Genomic DNA, 18970 nt, shown 5'->3' on the forward strand with positions numbered 1-18970 from the left:
CGGGCGCCATTTCCGCGCGGCTCGCAGGTCTACTGCTCCTTTCTTTCAGTTTGCCTATGCGCTCAACATTTACCCTGTTGTTGCTTCTGGTGCTTTTCTTCCGGCCGGCCTGGGCCCAGGAAGCAGCGCCCACCGTGGAATTTACCGAGAACAAAGGCCAGTGGGATGCGCGGGCGGCCTACGCGGCGCCCGTGGCCACGGGCGCCCGGCTTTTTGTGGAGCCGGACGGTCTTGCCTACGCCCTCACGAGTGGGCTGCCCAACCACGCCCCGGCCAAGCCTGGCCCCAAGCAGACCTCTTCGCCCAGCGCATTGCTCCGCAGCCACGGCCTGCGGGTGGAATTTGTGCAGCCGCTAGCAGGCGCCAAGCTGCTGGCCGAAAACCCGGCGGCTGGCCGCCAGCACTACCTGCGCGGCAACGACCCCAGGCGCTGGGCCGCCGAGGTGCGCACCTTCCGCCAGCTGCGCTACCGCGAACTGTGGCCCGGCACCGACCTGGTGCTGCACGAAAGCGCCGCTCATCAGCTGGAATACGACCTGCTGCTGGCACCCGGCGCCGCACCCGCGCGGGCCCGCCTGCGCTACCGCGGCGCCGACGCAATGCGCCTCGACGCAGTTACCGGCAACTTACTGGTGCAAACCTCAGCCGGCCCGCTCACCGAGCTGTGCCCCCGGGCCTGGCAAACCGATGCCGCCGGCCAGCGCCAGCCCGTGGCGTGCGCTTTTGAGCTGCGCGGTAATGAGGTCGGCTTCCGGATGGGGGCCTACGACCGGCGGCGGCCCTTGGTCATCGACCCGGTGGTGCAGTTTGCCAGCTACACGGGCTCGACGGTGGAGAACTGGGGCTTTGCGGCCACCCACGACGCGGCGGGTAACCTCTACACGGCCGGCTTGGTGTTCGAGCCCGGCTACCCGGTGACCACCGGCGCCTACCAGACGAGTTTTGGCGGCAGCGTCGATATCGCCATCATGAAATTCAACACCGCCACCTCCGGGCCGGGGGCCCGGGCCTGGGCGACGCACCTGGGCGGCAACAACCTGGAATTTCCGCACAGCCTGGCGGTGAACGGACGAGGCGAGCTGCTGATGCTGGGCACTACGTCTTCCACCAATTACCCCACCACCGGCAAGGCCGCCGGCACGGCGTTTCGGGGCGGCACCCGCATTGCGCCCTACGGCAGCAGCTCGGCCTTTGTGCTGCCCAACGGGTCTGACCTAATCATCAGCCGACTGAGCGCCGACGGTGGCCGGCTGCGGGCCAGCACGTACCTGGGCGGCACGGGCAATGACGGCCTGCTCGACCCGCAAACGCCGGCGCCCAACCTGCGCTACAACTACGGCGACGCTTTCCGGGGCGACCTGGCCGTGGATGCGCAGGGCAACGTGTTTGTGGCCAGCACCACGGCCTCGGCCGACTTTCCGGGGCTGGCCGCCGGCGCCACGTTTCGCGGGGGCCTCACCGATGGCCTGGTCACCAGCCTCGATTCCAGCCTGAGCCAGGTGCGCTGGACCACGCTGCTGGGCGGCTCGGGCGCCGACGCGGCTTACTCTATGCAGCGCGAAGACAGCGGCGGCCTGCTGGTGGCCGGCGGCACCACCAGCCCCAACTTTGGGGGCACGGCGAATGGCTACCGGCCCAGCTTTGGGGGCGTGGTGGATGGCTTCGTGGCGCGCCTGTCGGGAATGGGAAGCCTCATCCAGAGCACTTACCTGGGCAGTACGGCCCAGGACCAGGCCTACTTCGTGCGGCGCACGGCGGGCGGGCAGGTGTACGTGTTGGGCCAGACGCTCACCAACAACTGGCCGGGCCTGAGCAACGGGGTGTATAAAAATCCGCGGGGCCACCAGTTCATTCAGCAGCTGGCGCCCGACCTGCGCACGGCGGGGTTTGCCACGGTGTTTGGCAGCGGCCGGGCCGTGCCCGACATTTCGCCCACGGCGTTTGAGGTGGACTGCTACGGCCGCCTGTTTGTGGCGGGCTGGGGCGGCGGGCTCGACCCCAACAACGGCTCCACCGTGGGCCTCGACGTGACACCCAACGCCCTGCAACCCGCCACCGACGGCATGGATTTCTACCTGATGCAGCTCTCCGACGGGGCACGGGTGCTCGAATACGCCACGTTTTTCGGCACTTCGGCCGATGACCACGTCGACGGCGGGCTGTCGCGCTTCGACGCGCAGGGCTCCCTCTACCAGGCCGTGTGCGCCTGCAACCAGGGCACCGGCGCCGGCCTGCCCATTCCGGCCGGCGCGCACACCTACTCGCCCACCAACGGCTCGGCCCATTGCAACAACGCGGCCTTCCGATTCGACCTGACGGCCGGCACCACCCCGGCCGGGCCCGACTCCCTCACGGTATGCGCCCGGTCCGGGGCCGTGCCGCTGGGCGGCTCCCCGGCGGGGGGCATCTGGACGGGTGCGGGCGTAACGGGCTCGGTGGCAACGGGCTACCGGTTTACGCCCGACACGGCCCGGCTGGGCACGTTCGTGCTGACGTACACGAGTCCGCTCACAGGCGCGTGCGCAGGCACGGGCACCAATACCCGGCGCATCACCGTGCTACCGCAGGCGCTGGCCCGGATGGTGACGCGCGACACCACCGTGTGCCTGCAGCCACAAGGCCCGCCCCCGCCCCTGATTCGGCTGGTGGCCAGGCCGGCGGGCGGCACCTTTGTGGGCGTGGGCGTCACGAGCAGCCCCCCGTTTGCGTTCGACCCCGTGGCGGCGGGGCCCGGCCAGCACCAGGTACGCTACGTGCTGCCGGGCACGGCCTCGGGCGGGCGCTGCCCGTCGGTGGCGTCGGTCACGTTCACCGTATTTGGGCTGCGCCATGTCGACCTGGGCCCGCCGGTGGTGCTGTGCGCCAACGACCCGCCTTACGCGCTGGGCGGCCTGCCGCCCGGCGGCAGCTGGATGGGCGACGGCGTGAGCGTGAACAACCTTGGCGTCTACGTATTCACCCCCAGCCCGGCCCTGATAGGCACGCACGCCTTGGTGTATGTGTTCAGCGGCACGCAGTTCTGCGGGCCCATCCGCGACACGCTGTACGTGCGGGTGAAGCCGGTGAGCGGCACGGTGCAGGTGCCGGCCGACACGGCGCTGTGCACCACGGCGGCGACGTTCCGGCTGCGCGGCGGCACGCCCGCGGGCGGCACCTGGAGCGGGCCGGGCGTGACGGGCTCGCCGGCCACGGGCTTCTTTTTTACGCCCAGCCCTGCCCTCACCGGCACCCACGCGCTGGTATACACGGGCGCGGTGCTCGATACCGCCAGCTGTCCGTCTAGGGCCACCCGCAACGTGACGCTGCAGGCGGGTGTGGTGCAATTGAGCATTGTTAACACCGCCATGTGCCCCACCGCCGGGCCTCAGGTGCTGAGCGCCAGCCCTCCCGGCGGCACGTGGAGCGGGCCGGGCGTAACGGGCTCGCCAGCCAGCGGCTACAGCTTCACGCCGAGCGTGGCCCTGGTGGGCCTCCAAACGCTGGTGTATACCACTACTGCCACCAACCCCGCGCAATGCCCGGCTTCAGGCAGGCTGCAGGTGCACGTGCTGCCTTTTCCGCTGGCTGTGCTCGACTCGCTGGCGCCAATGAGCTTCTGTGCCGCGTCGCCACCTCACGGCGTAGTACTCACGGCGCAGCCGCCTGGCGGCACGTTCGGCGGCCCGGGCGTGGTGGGCAACCGCTTCAACCCGGCGCTGGCCGGACCAGGGCGCCACGTGCTCACCTACACGCTACCGTTTCTAACCTGCACCCAAGTAGTCACCACCGTGGCCGAGGTGACCCTGCTGGCCCCCATCCGCCTGCCCGCCGACACGGTACTGTGCCTCGCCCCTGCGCCGTTTCGGCTGCGGGCCACGCCCGCCGGCGGCACCTGGACGGGCCCGAACGTGACGGCGGCCGGACTCTTCACGCCGCCGCTCACGCCGGGCACTAGCCTGCTTACTTACAGTCTACCCGATGGCTGCGGCACGGCCCCTTATCGCGTCACGGTGCCGGCGCAGCCCACGTTTGCGGCCCGGTGGTCGGCCTCCGATTGCTCGGGCAGTGCCCTGGCGCCGCGCCTGGTGCGCTTCGAAGCCACGGGGCCCGCGGCAGCGCAGGTGCAATGGGACTTTGGCGACGGCAGCGCCGTAGGCAGCGGCGCGGTGGTGGAGCACACCTACGCAGCCGGTCACTACCAGCCGCAGGCCTCGCTGGCGGGCGGCAGCGGGCCGGGGCCATGCCCACGTCAGATGGCCCTACCGGGCTTGGAAGTGCTGCCGGCCGTGCTGCCCAACGTCATCACACCCAACGGCGACGGGCAGAATGATGCGTTTGCGCCCCGCATCGGTGACTGCCTGGGGCGGCTGCAGGTCTTTTCCCGCTGGGGCCAGCCCGTGTTCGACAGCCCCACCTACCACAACGAGTGGGACGGCGCGGGCCTGCCGGCTGGCATCTACTACTACCTGCTTGGCACGGCCAACGGCAACAGCCGGGTGAAAGGCTGGGTGGAAATTGTGCGGTAGGCCGGGGCCAGCCTTCATTCAAGGAGGGGTGCTACGAATGCTTGGGGTAACTCTTTCCGGTCGGCCGCGGTTTACTCCCGACCTTTGCCCTACTTATGGACCCCACCACTTCCGCCACCAAAACCGGCCAGGTCTTCGACTGGGCCGTGCTGCGCCGCCTGCTCGGCTACGTACGTCCCTACCGGCGCGTATTTATTGGCCTCATCGTGCTCACCGTGGCCACAGCCGTGCTGGGCACGCTGCGGCCCTTTCTCATTCAGCGCATGGTCGATGTCAGCATCGAGCAGGGCGATATGAAAGGGCTGAACTTCATGTTCCTCTTGCTGCTGGTGCTGCTGGTGGCCCACGCCGGCGTGAGCTATTTGCAGACGTACTACGGCGGCTGGCTGGGCCAGTACATTGTGCGCGACATCCGCACCGACCTCTACCGCCACCTGCTCAGCCTCAAGCTGAAGTTCTTCGACCAGACGCCCATCGGCGTGCTCGTGACGCGCAACATCTCCGACGTCGAAACGCTGTCCGACGTGTTTAGCGAGGGCCTGGCGGCCATGGTGGGCGACATTCTGCAGCTGCTCTTCATCATGGCCTTCATGTTCTGGATAGACTGGCGTCTCACGCTCATTAGCCTGTCGGTGATTCCGCCGCTGCTGTTCAGCACCTACGTGTTCAAGGAAAAAATCAAGGGTTCGTTTCAGGACGTGCGCACGGCCGTGGCCAAGCTCAACAGCTTCGTGCAGGAGCACCTCACGGGCATGAACGTGGTCCAGATTTTCAACAACGAGGAGCGCGAGTACCGCAAGTTCGCGGCCATCAACAAGGAGCACACCGAGGCCAACATCCGCTCGGTGCTCTACTACAGCATCTATTTCCCGGTGGCCGAGGTGTTGGGCGCCATCGGCGTGGGCCTGCTGGTGTGGTACGCGGCCCAGGGCCAAATTGAAGGCAGCATCTCGAAGGGTGCGCTCATCGCCTTCATCATGTACAACGCGCTGTTCTTCCGCCCCATCCGCCAGATTGCCGACCGGTTCAACACCCTGCAATTGGGCCTGGTGAGCACCGAGCGCCTGCTAAAACTTCTAGATAATCAGGACCTGATAGCCCCCACCGGCACCTTCGCTCCGGCCGAGTTGAAAGGCGACGTGGAGTTCAAGCACGTCAAGTTCGCCTACAACGAGCCCGACTGGGTGCTGAAAGACATCAGCTTCCACGTGAAGCCGGGCCAGACCATCGCCTTCGTGGGCGCCACCGGCGCGGGCAAAACCAGCATCATCAACCTGCTGAGCCGGTTTTACGACATCCAGGAAGGCAGCATCTGCATCGATGGCCGCGACCTGCGCGAGTACGACCTCAGCCTGCTGCGCCGCCAAATCGGTATCGTGCTGCAGGATGTGTTCCTGTTCGCTGGTAGCATCCGCGACAACATCACGCTGGGCAACAAAACCATCACCGACGAGCAAATCTGGGAGGCGGCCGACCTCGTGGGCGCCCGCCGCTTCATCGAGCGCCTGCCCGAAGGCCTCAGCTACCCCGTGATGGAGCGCGGCGCCACGCTTTCGGTGGGTCAGCGTCAGCTCATCAGCTTCGTGCGGGCCATGGTGTACCAGCCCCACATCATCGTGCTCGACGAAGCCACGTCGTCCGTCGATTCCGAAACCGAGGAGCTCATTCAGCAAGCCATCGAAAAGCTGATGCAGGGCCGTACCTCGCTCGTCATCGCCCACCGCCTCAGCACCATCCAGAAAGCCGACAAAATCATTGTACTCGACAAGGGCGAAATCAAGGAAACCGGCACCCACGAGGAGCTGCTGCGCATCGAGGGCGGGTATTATGCTCAGCTCTACCGCATGCAATACGTGGTGGCCAATGAGTAAATGGGCAAATCAGTAACTGAGTAAGGCGGTTTGAACTTGACTTCTCTCCCTTTGCTCACCTGCTCACTTTACGCAGTTACTCAACCACTTCCTTACCTATGCGCTACCTCTTCCTCGCCGTTATTCTGCTCACCCTGGCCGCTGCGGGCTTCTACGCCTACCTCGGCGGCACCCACTCCCCCAAAGTGGCCCTCGAAACCACGGCCGCGCCGCTGTACCTGGCCGGCCAGCCCTACCACGGCGTGGTGACGGGCGACGCCTTCGGCCGCCTGTTCCGCCAGGCCAAAGACGCCCAGGCCCGCCTGCACGGCGACCTGGCCAACCTTTACCTCAACGACCCCGAAACGGCGCGCGACACCGTGCGGGCCTTCATCGGCCTGGCCCTGGCCGACACCACCCAATCCCTGCCCGCTGGCTTCCGCTACCGCGTGGTGCCCGCCGGGCAGCGCGTGGTGGCCGCCCGCCTGCAAGGCGTGAGCTACCTGCTGGCCCCCAACAAGCTCTACCCAGCCGCCCTCGAAGCCGTGAAAGCCCAGAAGCTCACCCAGCGCGGCGACTTCTACTTGGAGCGTTTTGGCGCCAACGACGCCTCCGAGGTATGGGTGGGCGTGAAGTAGCAGGCCGCCTCGCTTGTTGACCACGCCGAGATTTTTAGCTAACAAAAAAGCCCCTGACCGACATGGCCAGGGGCTTTCGCTTGCAGAAGCAGCATTATTTCTGACATGGCCTAACGGCCGAAGTAGTACGTGCCGCCAAACTGCAGCTGGTTGAGGCCAAAGTTGGCGCCGAAGGTGCTGAGGGTGTTTTCGTAGCTCGACGGCTTGGTGACGTTGCTATTGGGGTATTCGGGTTGGTCGAAGCTGAGGTGCGAGAAGCCGAGCGAGCCAATGGACGCGCTGATGCCCAGCTTCGGAATGGGAAAGAATACGATGCCGGGGGTCAGGTCGGCATAATAACCGTTGCCTACGTAACTGACGGCCACCGGAGCGCCGCTGCCACCGTTGTCGTAGGCGTTGTTCTTGGTGTGCTGGTAGCCGGCGCCCAGCGTGCCCACCAGGCCAAACTGCTCGCCAAACATCTTGTAGTATTGCCCGAAAGCCCCTACCCGCGTGTTGGTATTCGGCGACAAGTCGGGCAAGTTGATGGGCTGCGGCGACGTCGAAGAAGTGTTTTTGTAGGTGGTGCTGGCCGCGTTGTAGGCCACGCTCAGCCCCAGGGCCAGGTTGTCGGCCACAAAGTAGCCGCCTGCCAGCGCCAGGTTGAACTGGCTGGTTGTGCTTTCGCTGGAGTAACTATAGTTACCACCACCGCTCCGTTGGTTGTAGGTCGCACTCTGCTTGTTGGCGGTCCGGCTGTAGCCAATGTTGCCACCTAGCGAGATGGTGCCGGCCGCAATGCTCTGGCCCTTTGCTGCTTGCACGCCGACGAGCGCCAGCGTGAGAAGTCCAATTTTTTTCATGTAAAAAAGGTAGAAAACTGGTGAAGCCGTAAAGGTAGCGGTGCCATTTCTCTTGGTAGCCGGGCCGTTGCGCACCCTCCGTATTAAGACGGGGCCGTACGTACGTATCGCCTGAAATAGTACTGAAATTCATGGCATTACTCCGCCAAACAGAAACCCTGCCCTACCCAGGCAGTACAGCCAGTAGGTCTTGCCTCGCTTTGAATGAGAGCCTAGGAAGTGTTAACAGTCGCGTAGCCACAGGACGGTTGCAGCGAGGTGAATAAAGGCCAAAAAATGCGCATCGAGTTTGTCATACCGGGTGGCCACGCGGCGAAACTGCTTGAGGCGGCTGAAAAGGCGCTCAATGGGGTGACGTTGGGCGTAACGCGCCGCGTCGTAGCCCCGCGGGTAGCGGCGCTTGCACCGGGGCGGAATCACGGCACAGGTGCCGCGGGCAGCCAGGGTGGCCACGAGCGGGTCGGAATCGTAGCCCCGGTCGGCCACGAGGTAGGCCGGGGCCAGCCCGTCGAGCAGCGGCAGCGCTTGCGGGGCGTCGTGGCGCTGGCCGGCTGTCAGGCTGCCGCGCACGAACCGGCCCCCAGCGTCGGCCACCGCGTGCAGCTTGGTGGTCAATCCGCCGCGGCTACGCCCCAGGGCTTGCGGCCCGTTTTTTTGCGTGCCCCGCTCGCGTGTTGGTGCACCCGCACGGTGGTCGAGTCGACCAGCAGCGTGTGCAGCGCGTCGTCCTCTTGCACGGCGGCCAGCACCCGGGCCCACACGCCCGAGGCGGTCCAGCGCTGGAAGCGCGTGTATGTTGTGTGCCAGTTGCCCCACGCGGCCGGCAAGGCACGCCAGCGGCAGCCGTTGCGCAACAACCACAGCACCGCTTCTACAAAACGGCGGTTGTCCTGGCCCCGGCCACCTTTCGTGCCTTCCCGACCCGGCAGCAGCGGCGCGATGCGGGCCCACTGCGCGTCTGTGAGCAAATAATCCATACCCCAAATTAATACCTACTGTTAACACTTCCTAATCTCCAGGCAAAGCCAGCAATTCACATCCTTTCCACACTTAACCCTTTTCGCTATGTTAGCAATGGATTTCAGAGGCCCTAAAAGGGTGCGTGCCGTTCAAAAGCCCATGCCCACCATCTTGCATCCCGAGGATGCCATTGTGAAGGTGCTGCGCACGTGCATCTGCGGGTCCGACCTGCACCTCTACAACGGCAACGTGCCCGATACCCGCGTCGGCATGACGTTTGGGCACGAATTCGTCGGGGAAATCGTCGAGGTTGGTTCTGAAGTAACCAACGTGAAAGTGGGCGACCGGGTGCTGGTGCCCTTCAACATTGCCTGCGGCCGCTGCATTTTCTGCAAGCAGGGCATGTTCGGCAACTGCCACGAATCGAACTCCGAGGCCACGGCCGTGGGCGGCTTCCTAGGCTACACACCGGGGGCGGCCACAACGGCGGCCAGGCCGAGTACGCGCGGGTGCCCTACGCCAACTTCGGCCCCACGGTCATTCCGGCGGGCATGAGCCTCGACGACGCCGTGCTGCTCACCGACATCACCCCGACCGGCTACCAGGCCGCCGAAATGGCCGGCATTCAGCCCGGCGACACCGTTGTTGTTTTCGGCGCCGGCCCGGTGGGCATCATGGCGGCGCGCTGCTGCTGGCTGTTTGGCGCAGGCCGCGTCATCATCATCGACAAGGAAGACTACCGGCTTGAGTTCGCCCAGAATTTTGCCAAGTGCGAAGCCTACAACTTCGAAAGCGACATGGACGACCCGGTGATGTTCATCAAGAAGCAAACCGACTGGATTGGGGCCGACGCCTGCATCGACGCCGTAGGGGCCGAAGCGGCCGGCAACGCCATGCAAACTATTACCGGGCGCAAAGCCCTGCTGCAGGCCGGCTCGGCTACAGCGCTGCACTGGGCCATCAACTCGGTGCGCAAAGGCGGAGTGATATCCATTGTGGGCGTATACGGCCCCACCGACAACTTGGTGCCCATTGGCAACATGATGAACAAAGGCATCACCATGCGCGGCAACCAAGCCTCGGTGAAGCGCCACCTGCCCCGCCTGATTGACCACGTGATGAACGGCATCCTCAAGCCCAGCGAGCTGATTACGCACCGCATTCCGCTGGAAGACGTGGCCGACGGCTACCGCATGTTCTCAGCCAAGCTCGACAACATTATCAAGCCGGTCCTCATCCCCCCACTGCTAACGCCTAACGCCGCCCATCATGAAAAAGACCGCAGAAGACTTCGCCCACATCCCCGGCTGGGGCATCGACGCCGACCCCGACAACGAACCCACCTACCCCAACCGCCACCGCACCGGCGAAGAGCACGACGGCCGCTCCTGGGTGCGGCCCACCCAACAGGTGCCCGACCGGGAAGTGCTGCATTCCATTGAGCGGCCCGACTACACGGCCGTGGTGGGCAACTCGGTGCCGCCCTCCGGCTTGAGCGGCATGATTCGGCGCTTCGCCTTCAAGTACAGCGAAAACGAATACTTGCACTGGTTGCCCTTGCTCATGGCCGACAAAGTGAACGTGGTGGAAGGCATCATCGACGACATTGCCCACGGCACGGTGCCCAATATCTGGGCCGAAAAAGGCTACAACGCCCGGTGGAAACACGACCGCAGCGGCATGCTGGTCAAAATTGCCACCTTCGCCGCCGTGGTAGGCGGGGGCATCTTCCTGCTCACCCGCAAAGGCGATAAGCCGCAACGGCGCGAATTGGGCAAGCGCTACGCCTCGGCCAGCCGCTAGCACTGAGTTAAATTTGCGAAAAAAGAACGTCCTGCTTCGCTTACGTGCCACAGGACGTTCTTTTTCGTAATCCCTTTGAACTGCCATAATGGAAAAGGCCCGCTGAACGAGAGTTCAGCGGGCCTTTTCAGTTTGTTTTCGAGTCGGGGTGGCAGGATTCGAACCTACGGCCTCGTCGTCCCGAACGACGCGCGCTACCGGGCTGCGCTACACCCCGAAAGCAGGCCGATGGGGCGACCTGTTTTCTGTTTTCCAATTTGCGGCCGAAAAAAGCCCCCGAACCCGAAAGTTCGGAGGCTTGTTGAGCGGCTGCTCTTCCGTCGGAGTGGCAGGATTCGAACCTACGACCTCCAGCACCCCATGCTGGCGCGATACCAGGCTACGCTACACCCCGATTGGTATTGGAGCGACAAAGGTAAGGCAATTTTTGAGAGTGGCGCAAGCCAGACGCAAATAAAGTTTCGTAAATCATGCATCGGGGGCTCTGGCCAAGGACGGCCAAAAGCACCCTCTAGGCAAAGCGGCCTCAGAATTGCTTAGCTTTACCGTAGCCATTTTACTACATCCTGCTCTTATCCTACTTATGAAAAAGTTATTACTATTTGTGCTCGCCAGCACGCTGGGTTTGGTGGCCGCCCGTGCGCAAGCCCCCGCCACTGCTCCCGCTCCTGCCGCCAAAGAAGAAGCTATTTTGCCCAACGGTGCAGTGGCTGCGCCTGCTACGGCAGCGGCCCCGGTGGCCACCGCTGCGCCGGGCCTCATTGCCCCTGCTCCCGAAACCCCCGCTGCCAACCCCAACGCCATCAAGGTGAAGGCGGAGTCGGCGGCCGGCAAGCTCACCGTTAGAACCGACAACCCCGGCCCCACCCGCGTGGAAGTGACCGACGCCGGCGGCCGCCCCGTCATCACGCACACCATGCTAAACGGCCAGATTCCGGCCGTGCTCAACGTGGGCCAGCTGCCGGCCGGCGCCTACATCGTGCACTGCACGGCTTACGAGAAAACCGGCATGCGCCGCGTCATGATAGGCCAGTAGCGGCCACTCGGCGCATTAGCCTAAAGGCTCCAGCAGGTCCCACTTGTTGCCGTACAGGTCTTCAAACACGGCCACGTGCCCGTACACTTCGCTGCGCGGGGCTTCCAGGAAATGGAGGCCCCGCGCTTGCATGATGGGGTAGTCGCGCCAGAAGTCGTCGGTGTGCAGAAAGAGCCAGACCCGGCCGGCGCCCTGCTGCCCCACGGCCAGCTTTTCGGCGTCGGTTTTGGCCTCGGCCAGCAGCAGGCCGCAGCCCGCAGGGCCGGGTGGCGTCACCACCACCCAACGCTTGCCGTCGCCCATGTCCAGGTCGGAGTCCAGTCTGAAGCCCAGCACCTGCGTGTAGAAAGTAATGGCTTCGTCGTAGTTACGGACGATGAGGGTGACGTGAGCGAGGCGTTGGTTCATTGATTGTAGCGCGGACTTTTGTTCTGCGAGCGAATGCGCTTTATATCGCGGACCAAAAGTCCGCGCTACATCAGGCTTCCTCGGTCTGCAGCTGGCGCTCGTAGAGGGCGCGGTAGAGGCCGTCGGTTTCGGCCATCAGGGCGTCGTGGGTGCCGTGCTGCACGATGAGGCCATCATCGAGCACCAGAATTTCGTCGGCCAGCTTCACCGAGCTCACGCGGTGCGAGATGATGAGGCTGGTGCGCGCCGCCATGATGCGCTGCAGGCTGCCCAGAATGGCATTTTCAGTCTTGGTATCCACGGCCGACAGCGAGTCGTCCAGAATCAGAATTTTGGGCTCTTTCACGAGGGCGCGGGCCATGCTCACGCGCTGCTTCTGGCCGCCCGAGAGGGTAATGCCCCGCTCGCCCACTTTGGTGTCGAAACCTTCAGGGAAGGCCAGGATGTTTTCATACACGTCGGCGTCGCGGGCTGCTTGCAGCATGCGCGCTTCGTCGGGCTCATCAAGACCAAAGTTGATGTTGTTGCGGATGGTGTCGGAGAACAGAAACACGTCCTGCGGCACGTAGCCAATCTGGCCGCGCAGGGCGCGCAGCGAATAATCGCGCACGTCCACGCCATCTATTTTTATGTCGCCAGCCGAGACGTCGTATAAGCGGCACAGCAGCGCAGCCACTGTGCTTTTGCCCGAGCCCGTGTTGCCGATGACGGCCAGCGTCTGGCCCGGCTTCACGCGGAAGCTCACGTTTTTCAGGGCCTGAATGCCGGTGTCGGGATAGGTGAACGACACGTTCTCGAACACAATGTCGCCGGCCAGCTCGCGCTCCACGTTCTGGCGCGAAACGATGTCGGTTTTCTGGTCCAGAAACTCGTTGATGCGGGCCTGTGAGGCCTCCGCCCGCTGCACCAGCGACGACGTCCAGCCCAGCGCCGTGACCGGCCAGGTCAACAGGTTCACGTAAATCAGAAACTCGGCAATGGTGCCCGTGGTGATGGTGCCGCGGATGACTTCCTGCCCGCCTACCCACACGGTGATGAGCGTGCTTAGGCCGATGAGAAACAGGATGAGCGGGAAAAACAGCGAGTTCACGAAGTTCAGGCTCAGCGACTTCTCCTTATACTCGTTGCTGGCGTTTACAAATTGTTCGTGCGAGTCGGCCTGGCGCACGAAGGACTTGAGCACCCGAATGCCCGAGAAAGCTTCCTGCACGAAAGTGGTCATGCCCGACAGGGCTTTCTGAATCTCGTCGGACTTGCGCTCAATCAGGTTGTTGACGTAGAAAATGCTGACCGACAGAATGGGCAGCGGCAGCAGTGTATAGAGCGTCAGCTTCACGTTCACCATGAGCATGAGCGGCACGATGAGCAGGAACAGCAGCACCAACTGCAGAAAGTACATGATGGCCGGCCCGAGGTACATGCGCACGCGGCTCACGTCTTCGGAGATGCGCGACATCAGGTCGCCGGTACTGTGGCGGCGGTAGAAGCTGAGCGGCAGCGACTGGTAGTGCTGGTAAATCTGGTTCTTCTGGTCGTTTTCGATGTGCCGCGACATGACGATGAGCGTCTGGCGCATGAAGAACAGGAAGATGCCGCGCCCCAGCGCCAGCGCAATAATGAGCACGCCGTAGAATAGCACGTTGCGTCCAAATAGCTGGTACACGCCGCTCTGGGCCTGGGTGCCGGCGTAGAGGTGGTAGAGGTCGATGCCCTCGTTCACCAAATCGAATGCGTAGCGCACCAGCTGGGCCGGGAAAATGGCCAGCAGCGTGCTCAGCGCCACGAATAACACCCCGGCGAGGAAATGCCATTTGTAGCGGTAAATGAAGGGGTTGACTGCGGAAAGGGCGCGCACGGGCTGGGTGGGAAAGGGGCCGGTTCGGGAAAATTGGGGTACTTTTGCGGCCTGAAAGAGAATCTGGAACGTCATGCAGCGCTGCGCGCTGCATGACGTTCCAGATTCTCCGTATACGAGCTAACAAAGTTACGCCGCACTGTTCCCAACCCATCCCACAATTCCCACCAACCCCTTTTCATTCATCCCCATGATTGAAACCCAAACCCTGGCCCCCGAGGCCATCTTCGGCCAGATTGCCGAGCACCAGCACGAGCAGGTCGTGTTTTGCCACGACCACGAGACGGGCCTGAAGGCCATTATCGGCATCCACAACACCGTGCTGGGCCCGGCCCTGGGCGGCACCCGCATGTGGCACTACGCTTCCGACATGGAAGCCCTGAACGACGTGCTACGCCTTTCGCGCGGCATGACCTACAAGGCCGCCATTTCGGGCCTGAACCTGGGCGGCGGCAAGGCCGTCATCATCGGCGACGCCAAGACGCTGAAGACCGAAGCCCTGCTGCGCAAGTTTGGCCGCTTCGTGAAGAACCTGAACGGCAAGTACATCACCGCCGAGGACGTGAACATGACCACCAAGGACATGGAGTACATCCGCATGGAAACCAAGCACGTAGCGGGCCTGCCCGAGAGCATGGGCGGCTCGGGCGACCCCTCGCCCGTGACGGCCTTCGGCACCTACATGGGCATGAAAGCCGCCGCCAAAAAAGCGTTTGGCTCCGAGAGCCTGGCCGGCAAGCGCATTGGCGTGCAGGGCGTGGGCCACGTGGGCACCTACCTGCTGGAGCACCTGCAGAAAGAGGGCGCCAAACTCATTGTGACCGACTATTACGAAGACCGCGCTCTGGAAGCCGCCGCTCGCTTCGGCGCCACCGCCGTGGGCCTGGACGACATCTACGACCAGGACATGGACATCTACTCGCCCTGCGCGCTGGGTGCCACGCTCAACGACGACACCATTCCGCGCCTGAAGTGCCAGGTGGTGGCCGGCTGCGCCAACAACCAGCTCAAGGTGGAGAACCAGCACGGCCCGGAGCTCGTGCGCCGCGGCATTGTGTATGCCCCGACTTCCTCATCAACGCCGGCGGCCTCATCAACGTGTACTCCGAAGTGGTGGGCACCAGCCGCCAGGGTGCCCTCACCCAAACCGAAAAAATTTACGATTTCACCCTCCAGGTATTGGCGAAAGCCGAAGAAGAGCACTCGCACCCGCAGGCCGCGGCCATCAAGCAGGCCAAGGAGCGCATTGCCAGCGTGGGCAAGGTGAAGTCGACCTACTAGCTGTTAGCTGCTGGTTGTCAGTTGTTAGCTCAGGCTAGCAATTGACAACCGACAACTAACAACTGACAACCAGCAACTAACAACTAACACATGCTAAACCGCCGCCTCCTCCGTATCAAAGTCATGCAGTCGCTCTACTCCTACCACCAGGCGGTGGGGGCAGACTTAATGCTGGCTCAGGACCGCATTGCGGCTGCTTTCGAACCCGACCTGACCGCCAAGGAAGCCCCCGACCGCCGCAAGCTGGAAGGCCAGCGCAAGCTGGGCGAGGCCCAGCTGCGCGAATGGTACCGCACGGGCGTGCTGCCCGAGAAAACGGACGACAAAGCCGTGGACAAGGCGGTGACCGATGCCATCAACTCCTTCCAGAACCAGGTGAAGAAGGACGCCGAGCTGTATGCCGGCCAGCTGCTGGTGGGCGCCGAAAGCATTCACGACCAGTACCTGCACCTGCTCAACCTGCCGGCCGCGCTGCTTGGCGTGATTGAAGAGGAGCAAAGCCGCGAGGAGCGCCGCCGCCTGGGCCCGCGCGAAGACGCCCTGGACGCCAACCGCCTGCACCAGAACAAGGCCATTGCCAAGCTGATGGCCAACGAGCAGCTGCAGGCTACTACCATTCGGCGCAAGCTGCAGTGGGAAGGCGCCGAGGAAACGGAGGCCCTGCGCGCCGCCTGGGAGGAGATGAAAGCCGACGAAACGGTGCGGACCTACCTGGCCGGCAAGGACGTAGCCCAGCCCGAGATGGACTACGACACGGATATGGAAATCCTGCGACATCTCTACAAGGACTTCGTGTTCAAGAGCGAAGCTTTGCCACGCCAGCTTGAAGCGGCCGACCTGAACTGGGAAGAAAACCGCCCCATCGTGCGCAACCTGGTGCTGAAAACGCTCAAAATGCTGCCTTACGGCGCCGACGAGAAGCAGGAGCTGATGAACCTCTCGGCCAACTGGGCCGACGACCGCGAGTTTGCCGAAACGCTCTATAAGCAGACGCTCATCGAGGACGACAAGATGGAGAAGCTCATCGCCGGCTCGGTGCAGAACTGGGACGTGGAGCGCGTGGCCCTGCTCGACAAAATCATCCTGAAAATGGCCCTCACCGAGATGCAGCTCTTCCGCGGCATCCCGGTGAAGGTCACCATCAACGAGTACATCGAAATCAGCAAGCTTTACAGCACGCCTAAGAGCAAGCAGTTCGTGAACGGCATTCTGGACAAGCTGGCCACGGATTTGGCCGCCAGCGGCGACATTCGCAAGTCGGGCCGCGGCCTGCTCGACAACCAGTAGCCCGGAAACCGGGGCGGGCTCCGGCCCGCACCACTGTTCTACATTTGCACCCACGGCCGGGTTTCTGCGTACTCAGCCCGAACTCATTTCCCACCTCCCAATCATTCCGACGACCATGGCCAGCAAAACCACCACCGGCATCTTGTGCTTCGCGGGCGGCGCCCTCACCGGCGCGGCCCTTGGCTTGCTCTACGCCCCCGAACCCGGCAGCGAAACCCGCTCTTGGCTCAGCTACCAGCTCGAAAAATACCGCTCCGTGCTCGCCGACCTCACCGACAGCCTGGTAACCAGCCGCGAAGGCGTGGGCCAGTCTTCGGCCAAAAGCGAAGGCCAGCGCGTGATTTCCGACGCCAAATCCAAAGCCGAACAGCTGCTGGGCGACGTCGACCAGCTCATCAACCAAATCAACTCCCGCAAGGGCGCCTAATTACAATGGGTGAATGGGTGAATGAGTGAATGGGTGAATGATGCACGTCAAAGTCATCAACACCCATTCACTCATTCACCCATTCACCCATTCACCCATTGAAAACATGCATATTGTAACCCTTATTCCCGGCGACGGCATAGGCCCCGAAATCACGAAAGCCGTAACCGATATTTTTGCCGCGGCGCAGGTGCCGGTGCAGTGGGAAGAGCAGAACGCCGGCCAGACCACGTTTGACCAGTCGGGCGAACTGATTCCGAACGCGCTGCTTAAATCACTGGAAAAGAATAAGGTGGCCCTCAAAGGCCCGATTACCACGCCGGTGGGCAAGGGCTTCCGTAGCATCAACGTGACGCTGCGCCAGAAGTACGACCTCTACCAGAACGTGCGCCCCAGCAAAACCACGCCGGGCATCAAAACCCGCTACGAAGGCATCGACCTGGTGCTGTTCCGCGAAAACACCGAAGGCTTGTACTCGGGCCTCGAGATGTGGGACGAGCGCCTCGGCATTGCCGACGCCGTGGCCCGCGTCACGGTAGAAGGTTCGCGCAAAATCTGCCGCGCCGCCTTTGCTTACGCCGCCAAGCACGGCCGCAAAAAGGTGACGCTGGCCCACAAGGCCAACATCATCAAGATGGCCGGCACGCTGATGCTCAATGCCTGCAAGGAAGCCAGCCTGGAGTTTCCGGGCATTGTGTTCGAGGATAAAATCATCGACAACATGTGCATGCAGCTCGTGGGCAAGCCCGAGCAGTTCGACGTAATTGTGACCACCAACTTGTTCGGCGACCTGCTGTCAGACCTCTGCGCCGGCCTCGTGGGCGGCCTGGGCGTGGTGGCCGGCGCCAACATCGGCGACAACATGGCCATTTTTGAGGCCGTGCACGGCTCGGCTCCCGACATCGCCGGCCAGGGCAAAGCCAACCCCACCGCCCTGCTCCGCTCGGCCCTGATGATGCTGCACCATATTGGCGAGCATGCCAAGGCCGACCAGATTGAAAAGGCCCTCGAAGCCACGCTGCAGCACCCGGAACAATGCACCGGCGACTTGGGCGGCCGCGCCAGCACCAGCGAGTTTGCCCAGCACATCATCGAGAAGCTGTAATTAGTCTTCTTATTGACTGTAAACCGTTTGTCATCCTGAGTATTCTGCTAATCAAGCAGAACGCTCAGGATGATAGGCGTTAATTACTTATACAGAATGAAATACCCGATTTTTCTGGCTGCAGCCCTGCTACTCGGTGCCTGCAACCGCGACAAAAACGAGGTGGGCACTGAAGGCATGAACGCCGCCGCCACCGAAGCCTCCGACGCCGCCGCCAACCCCACCGTGGACAACCCCAACGTGGTGAGCGAAAACGAAGCGCCCAACCCCAACGCCCCGGTGATGAAATTCACCGAGGCCGAATTCGACTTCGGCGACATCAAGCCCGATACCAAGGTGCACCACACCTTCACGTTCACCAACACCGGCAAGTCGCCTTTGCTGATTGAGGACGCCACCGCCTCCTGCGGCTGCACCACGCCCAGCTGGACCAAAGAACCCGTGGCGCCCGGCGCCCAAGGCACCATGGAAGTGCAGTTCGACAGCCGCGGCAAGCAGGGCATCATCAGCAAGCAGGTAGCAGTGCGGGCCAACACCCAGCCCAGCATCACCACCATCCTCATCAAAGGCAACGTGCTGACGGCCGATGCCAACAAGCCCCTTTAAATCATCTCTTTCACGCTTATCGCCACGCCATGTTGTTGACGTTATTTTTACAGGCCGCCGGAGGGATGGATTTGACCCAACTGATTTTTCCCGTCGCCATCGGTCTGGTGGTGTATTTCTTCATGATTCGGCCACAGCAGAAGCGCACGGCCGAGGCCAAAGCATTCCGGCAGTCGCTGGCCAAGGGCTCGCGCATTGTCACCATTGGCGGCTTGCACGGGTTGGTAGTCGACGTGACTGAAGAAACCGTGGTGGTGGAAGTGGACCGCGGCACCAAGCTGCGCTTCGACCGCTCGGCCATTGCCCGTGAAGTGGGCAGCAAAACGAGCACCCCGGCCAGCGCTGACGCCCCCGCTGCCAGCTAGCC

The 18970-nt window shown here is 63.2% G+C and carries 14 protein-coding genes, 2 tRNA genes and 2 pseudogenes; 12 read left to right on the top strand and 6 right to left on the bottom strand.

The genetic code is table 11. The features are described from left to right. Nucleotides 1-56 precede the first annotated feature (56 nt). From MUN81_RS00540 to MUN81_RS00550, 3 genes are all read left to right on the top strand, one after another. Nucleotides 57-4505, top strand: coding sequence for a gliding motility-associated C-terminal domain-containing protein (locus MUN81_RS00540; protein WP_245114466.1), 4449 nt, complete (start codon nt 57-59; stop codon nt 4503-4505). A 95-nt stretch (nt 4506-4600) separates the two neighbouring features. Beyond that, nucleotides 4601-6376 carry an ABC transporter ATP-binding protein gene (locus MUN81_RS00545; protein WP_245114467.1) on the top strand — a complete coding sequence of 592 codons (1776 nt, stop codon included), beginning with the start codon at nt 4601-4603 and terminating at the stop codon, nt 6374-6376. Between the two features lie 98 nt (nt 6377-6474). Then, on the top strand, nt 6475-6993 hold the full coding sequence (locus MUN81_RS00550) for a hypothetical protein (protein ID WP_245114468.1): 519 nt from the start codon (nt 6475-6477) through the stop codon (nt 6991-6993). A gap of 110 nt (nt 6994-7103) precedes the next feature. Here MUN81_RS00550 and MUN81_RS00555 read toward each other — a convergent pair whose 3' ends face one another. Together MUN81_RS00555 and MUN81_RS00560 are read right to left on the bottom strand one after the other, a co-directional pair. Next, nucleotides 7104-7835 (bottom strand): hypothetical protein, encoded by a 732-nt coding sequence (locus MUN81_RS00555; protein WP_245114469.1) that lies wholly within the window; start codon nt 7833-7835, stop codon nt 7104-7106. A gap of 222 nt (nt 7836-8057) precedes the next feature. Next, a protein-coding gene (locus MUN81_RS00560; protein ID WP_245110381.1) for an IS5 family transposase occupies nt 8058-8812 on the bottom strand; the annotation gives its coding sequence in 2 pieces (ribosomal slippage) (nt 8058-8482 and nt 8482-8812; 756 coding nt in all). A gap of 88 nt (nt 8813-8900) precedes the next feature. On the opposite strand from MUN81_RS00560, the pseudogene MUN81_RS00565 reads away from it, so the two are divergent. Continuing rightward, a pseudogene (locus MUN81_RS00565) lies at nt 8901-10039 on the top strand (zinc-dependent alcohol dehydrogenase); the annotation flags it as partial. Between the two features lie 25 nt (nt 10040-10064). Beyond that, nucleotides 10065-10598: a hypothetical protein gene (locus MUN81_RS00570; protein ID WP_245114470.1), complete on the top strand. Its 534-nt coding sequence runs from the start codon at nt 10065-10067 to the stop codon at nt 10596-10598. A 143-nt stretch (nt 10599-10741) separates the two neighbouring features. Here the strand turns inward: MUN81_RS00570 and MUN81_RS00575 are convergent. After that, nucleotides 10742-10815: transfer RNA gene (locus tag MUN81_RS00575), tRNA-Pro, on the bottom strand. Nucleotides 10816-10918: 103 nt separating this feature from the next. Then, a tRNA-Pro gene (locus tag MUN81_RS00580) sits at nt 10919-10992 on the bottom strand. A gap of 189 nt (nt 10993-11181) precedes the next feature. Between MUN81_RS00580 and MUN81_RS00585 the strand changes: the two genes are divergently transcribed. Further along, nucleotides 11182-11634, top strand: a complete 453-nt coding sequence (locus MUN81_RS00585) for a T9SS type A sorting domain-containing protein (RefSeq protein ID WP_245114471.1) — start codon at nt 11182-11184, stop codon at nt 11632-11634. A gap of 15 nt (nt 11635-11649) precedes the next feature. On the opposite strand, the gene MUN81_RS00590 is transcribed toward MUN81_RS00585, so the two are convergent. Further along, nucleotides 11650-12042, bottom strand: a complete 393-nt coding sequence (locus tag MUN81_RS00590; RefSeq protein WP_245114472.1) for a VOC family protein — start codon at nt 12040-12042, stop codon at nt 11650-11652. A gap of 70 nt (nt 12043-12112) precedes the next feature. Beyond that, on the bottom strand, nt 12113-13897 hold the full coding sequence (locus MUN81_RS00595; RefSeq protein ID WP_245114473.1) for an ABC transporter ATP-binding protein: 1785 nt from the start codon (nt 13895-13897) through the stop codon (nt 12113-12115). 190 nt (nt 13898-14087) lie between these two features. Here MUN81_RS00595 and MUN81_RS00600 point away from each other — a divergent pair. From MUN81_RS00600 to yajC, 6 genes and pseudogenes are all read left to right on the top strand, one after another. Next, nucleotides 14088-15178, top strand: a pseudogene (locus MUN81_RS00600) (Glu/Leu/Phe/Val dehydrogenase dimerization domain-containing protein). A 90-nt stretch (nt 15179-15268) separates the two neighbouring features. Beyond that, nucleotides 15269-16465 carry a transcription antitermination factor NusB gene (nusB, locus tag MUN81_RS00605; RefSeq protein WP_245114474.1) on the top strand — a complete coding sequence of 399 codons (1197 nt, stop codon included), beginning with the start codon at nt 15269-15271 and terminating at the stop codon, nt 16463-16465. Nucleotides 16466-16580: 115 nt separating this feature from the next. Next, nucleotides 16581-16892, top strand: a complete 312-nt coding sequence (locus MUN81_RS00610) for a YtxH domain-containing protein (protein ID WP_190926480.1) — start codon at nt 16581-16583, stop codon at nt 16890-16892. A gap of 106 nt (nt 16893-16998) precedes the next feature. Then, the gene (locus tag MUN81_RS00615) at nt 16999-17997 is read left to right on the top strand and encodes an isocitrate/isopropylmalate family dehydrogenase (protein WP_245114475.1); all 999 of its coding nucleotides are present in this window, start codon (nt 16999-17001) and stop codon (nt 17995-17997) included. Nucleotides 17998-18093: 96 nt separating this feature from the next. Then, a complete protein-coding gene (locus MUN81_RS00620) occupies nt 18094-18603 on the top strand; it encodes a DUF1573 domain-containing protein (RefSeq protein WP_245114476.1) in 510 nt (169 codons plus the stop codon). Nucleotides 18604-18632: 29 nt separating this feature from the next. Further along, the gene (yajC, locus tag MUN81_RS00625; RefSeq protein WP_348533155.1) at nt 18633-18968 is read left to right on the top strand and encodes a preprotein translocase subunit YajC; all 336 of its coding nucleotides are present in this window, start codon (nt 18633-18635) and stop codon (nt 18966-18968) included. Nucleotides 18969-18970: the final 2 nt, after the last annotated feature.

This window comes from Hymenobacter sp. 5317J-9, assembly GCF_022921075.1.
Taxonomy (GTDB): Bacteria; Bacteroidota; Bacteroidia; order Cytophagales; family Hymenobacteraceae; genus Hymenobacter.

Coding starts and splice junctions, on each gene's coding strand:
- MUN81_RS00615 (WP_245114475.1), top strand. CDS start 16,999: ATGCATATTGTAACCCTTATTCCCGGCGACGGCATAGGCCCCGAAATC.
- MUN81_RS00550 (WP_245114468.1), top strand. CDS start 6,475: ATGCGCTACCTCTTCCTCGCCGTTATTCTGCTCACCCTGGCCGCTGCG.
- MUN81_RS00610 (WP_190926480.1), top strand. CDS start 16,581: ATGGCCAGCAAAACCACCACCGGCATCTTGTGCTTCGCGGGCGGCGCC.
- nusB (WP_245114474.1), top strand. CDS start 15,269: ATGCTAAACCGCCGCCTCCTCCGTATCAAAGTCATGCAGTCGCTCTAC.
- MUN81_RS00585 (WP_245114471.1), top strand. CDS start 11,182: ATGAAAAAGTTATTACTATTTGTGCTCGCCAGCACGCTGGGTTTGGTG.
- MUN81_RS00590 (WP_245114472.1), bottom strand. CDS start 12,042: ATGAACCAACGCCTCGCTCACGTCACCCTCATCGTCCGTAACTACGAC.
- MUN81_RS00620 (WP_245114476.1), top strand. CDS start 18,094: ATGAAATACCCGATTTTTCTGGCTGCAGCCCTGCTACTCGGTGCCTGC.
- MUN81_RS00570 (WP_245114470.1), top strand. CDS start 10,065: ATGAAAAAGACCGCAGAAGACTTCGCCCACATCCCCGGCTGGGGCATC.
- MUN81_RS00545 (WP_245114467.1), top strand. CDS start 4,601: ATGGACCCCACCACTTCCGCCACCAAAACCGGCCAGGTCTTCGACTGG.
- MUN81_RS00540 (WP_245114466.1), top strand. CDS start 57: ATGCGCTCAACATTTACCCTGTTGTTGCTTCTGGTGCTTTTCTTCCGG.
- yajC (WP_348533155.1), top strand. CDS start 18,633: ATGTTGTTGACGTTATTTTTACAGGCCGCCGGAGGGATGGATTTGACC.
- MUN81_RS00555 (WP_245114469.1), bottom strand. CDS start 7,835: ATGAAAAAAATTGGACTTCTCACGCTGGCGCTCGTCGGCGTGCAAGCA.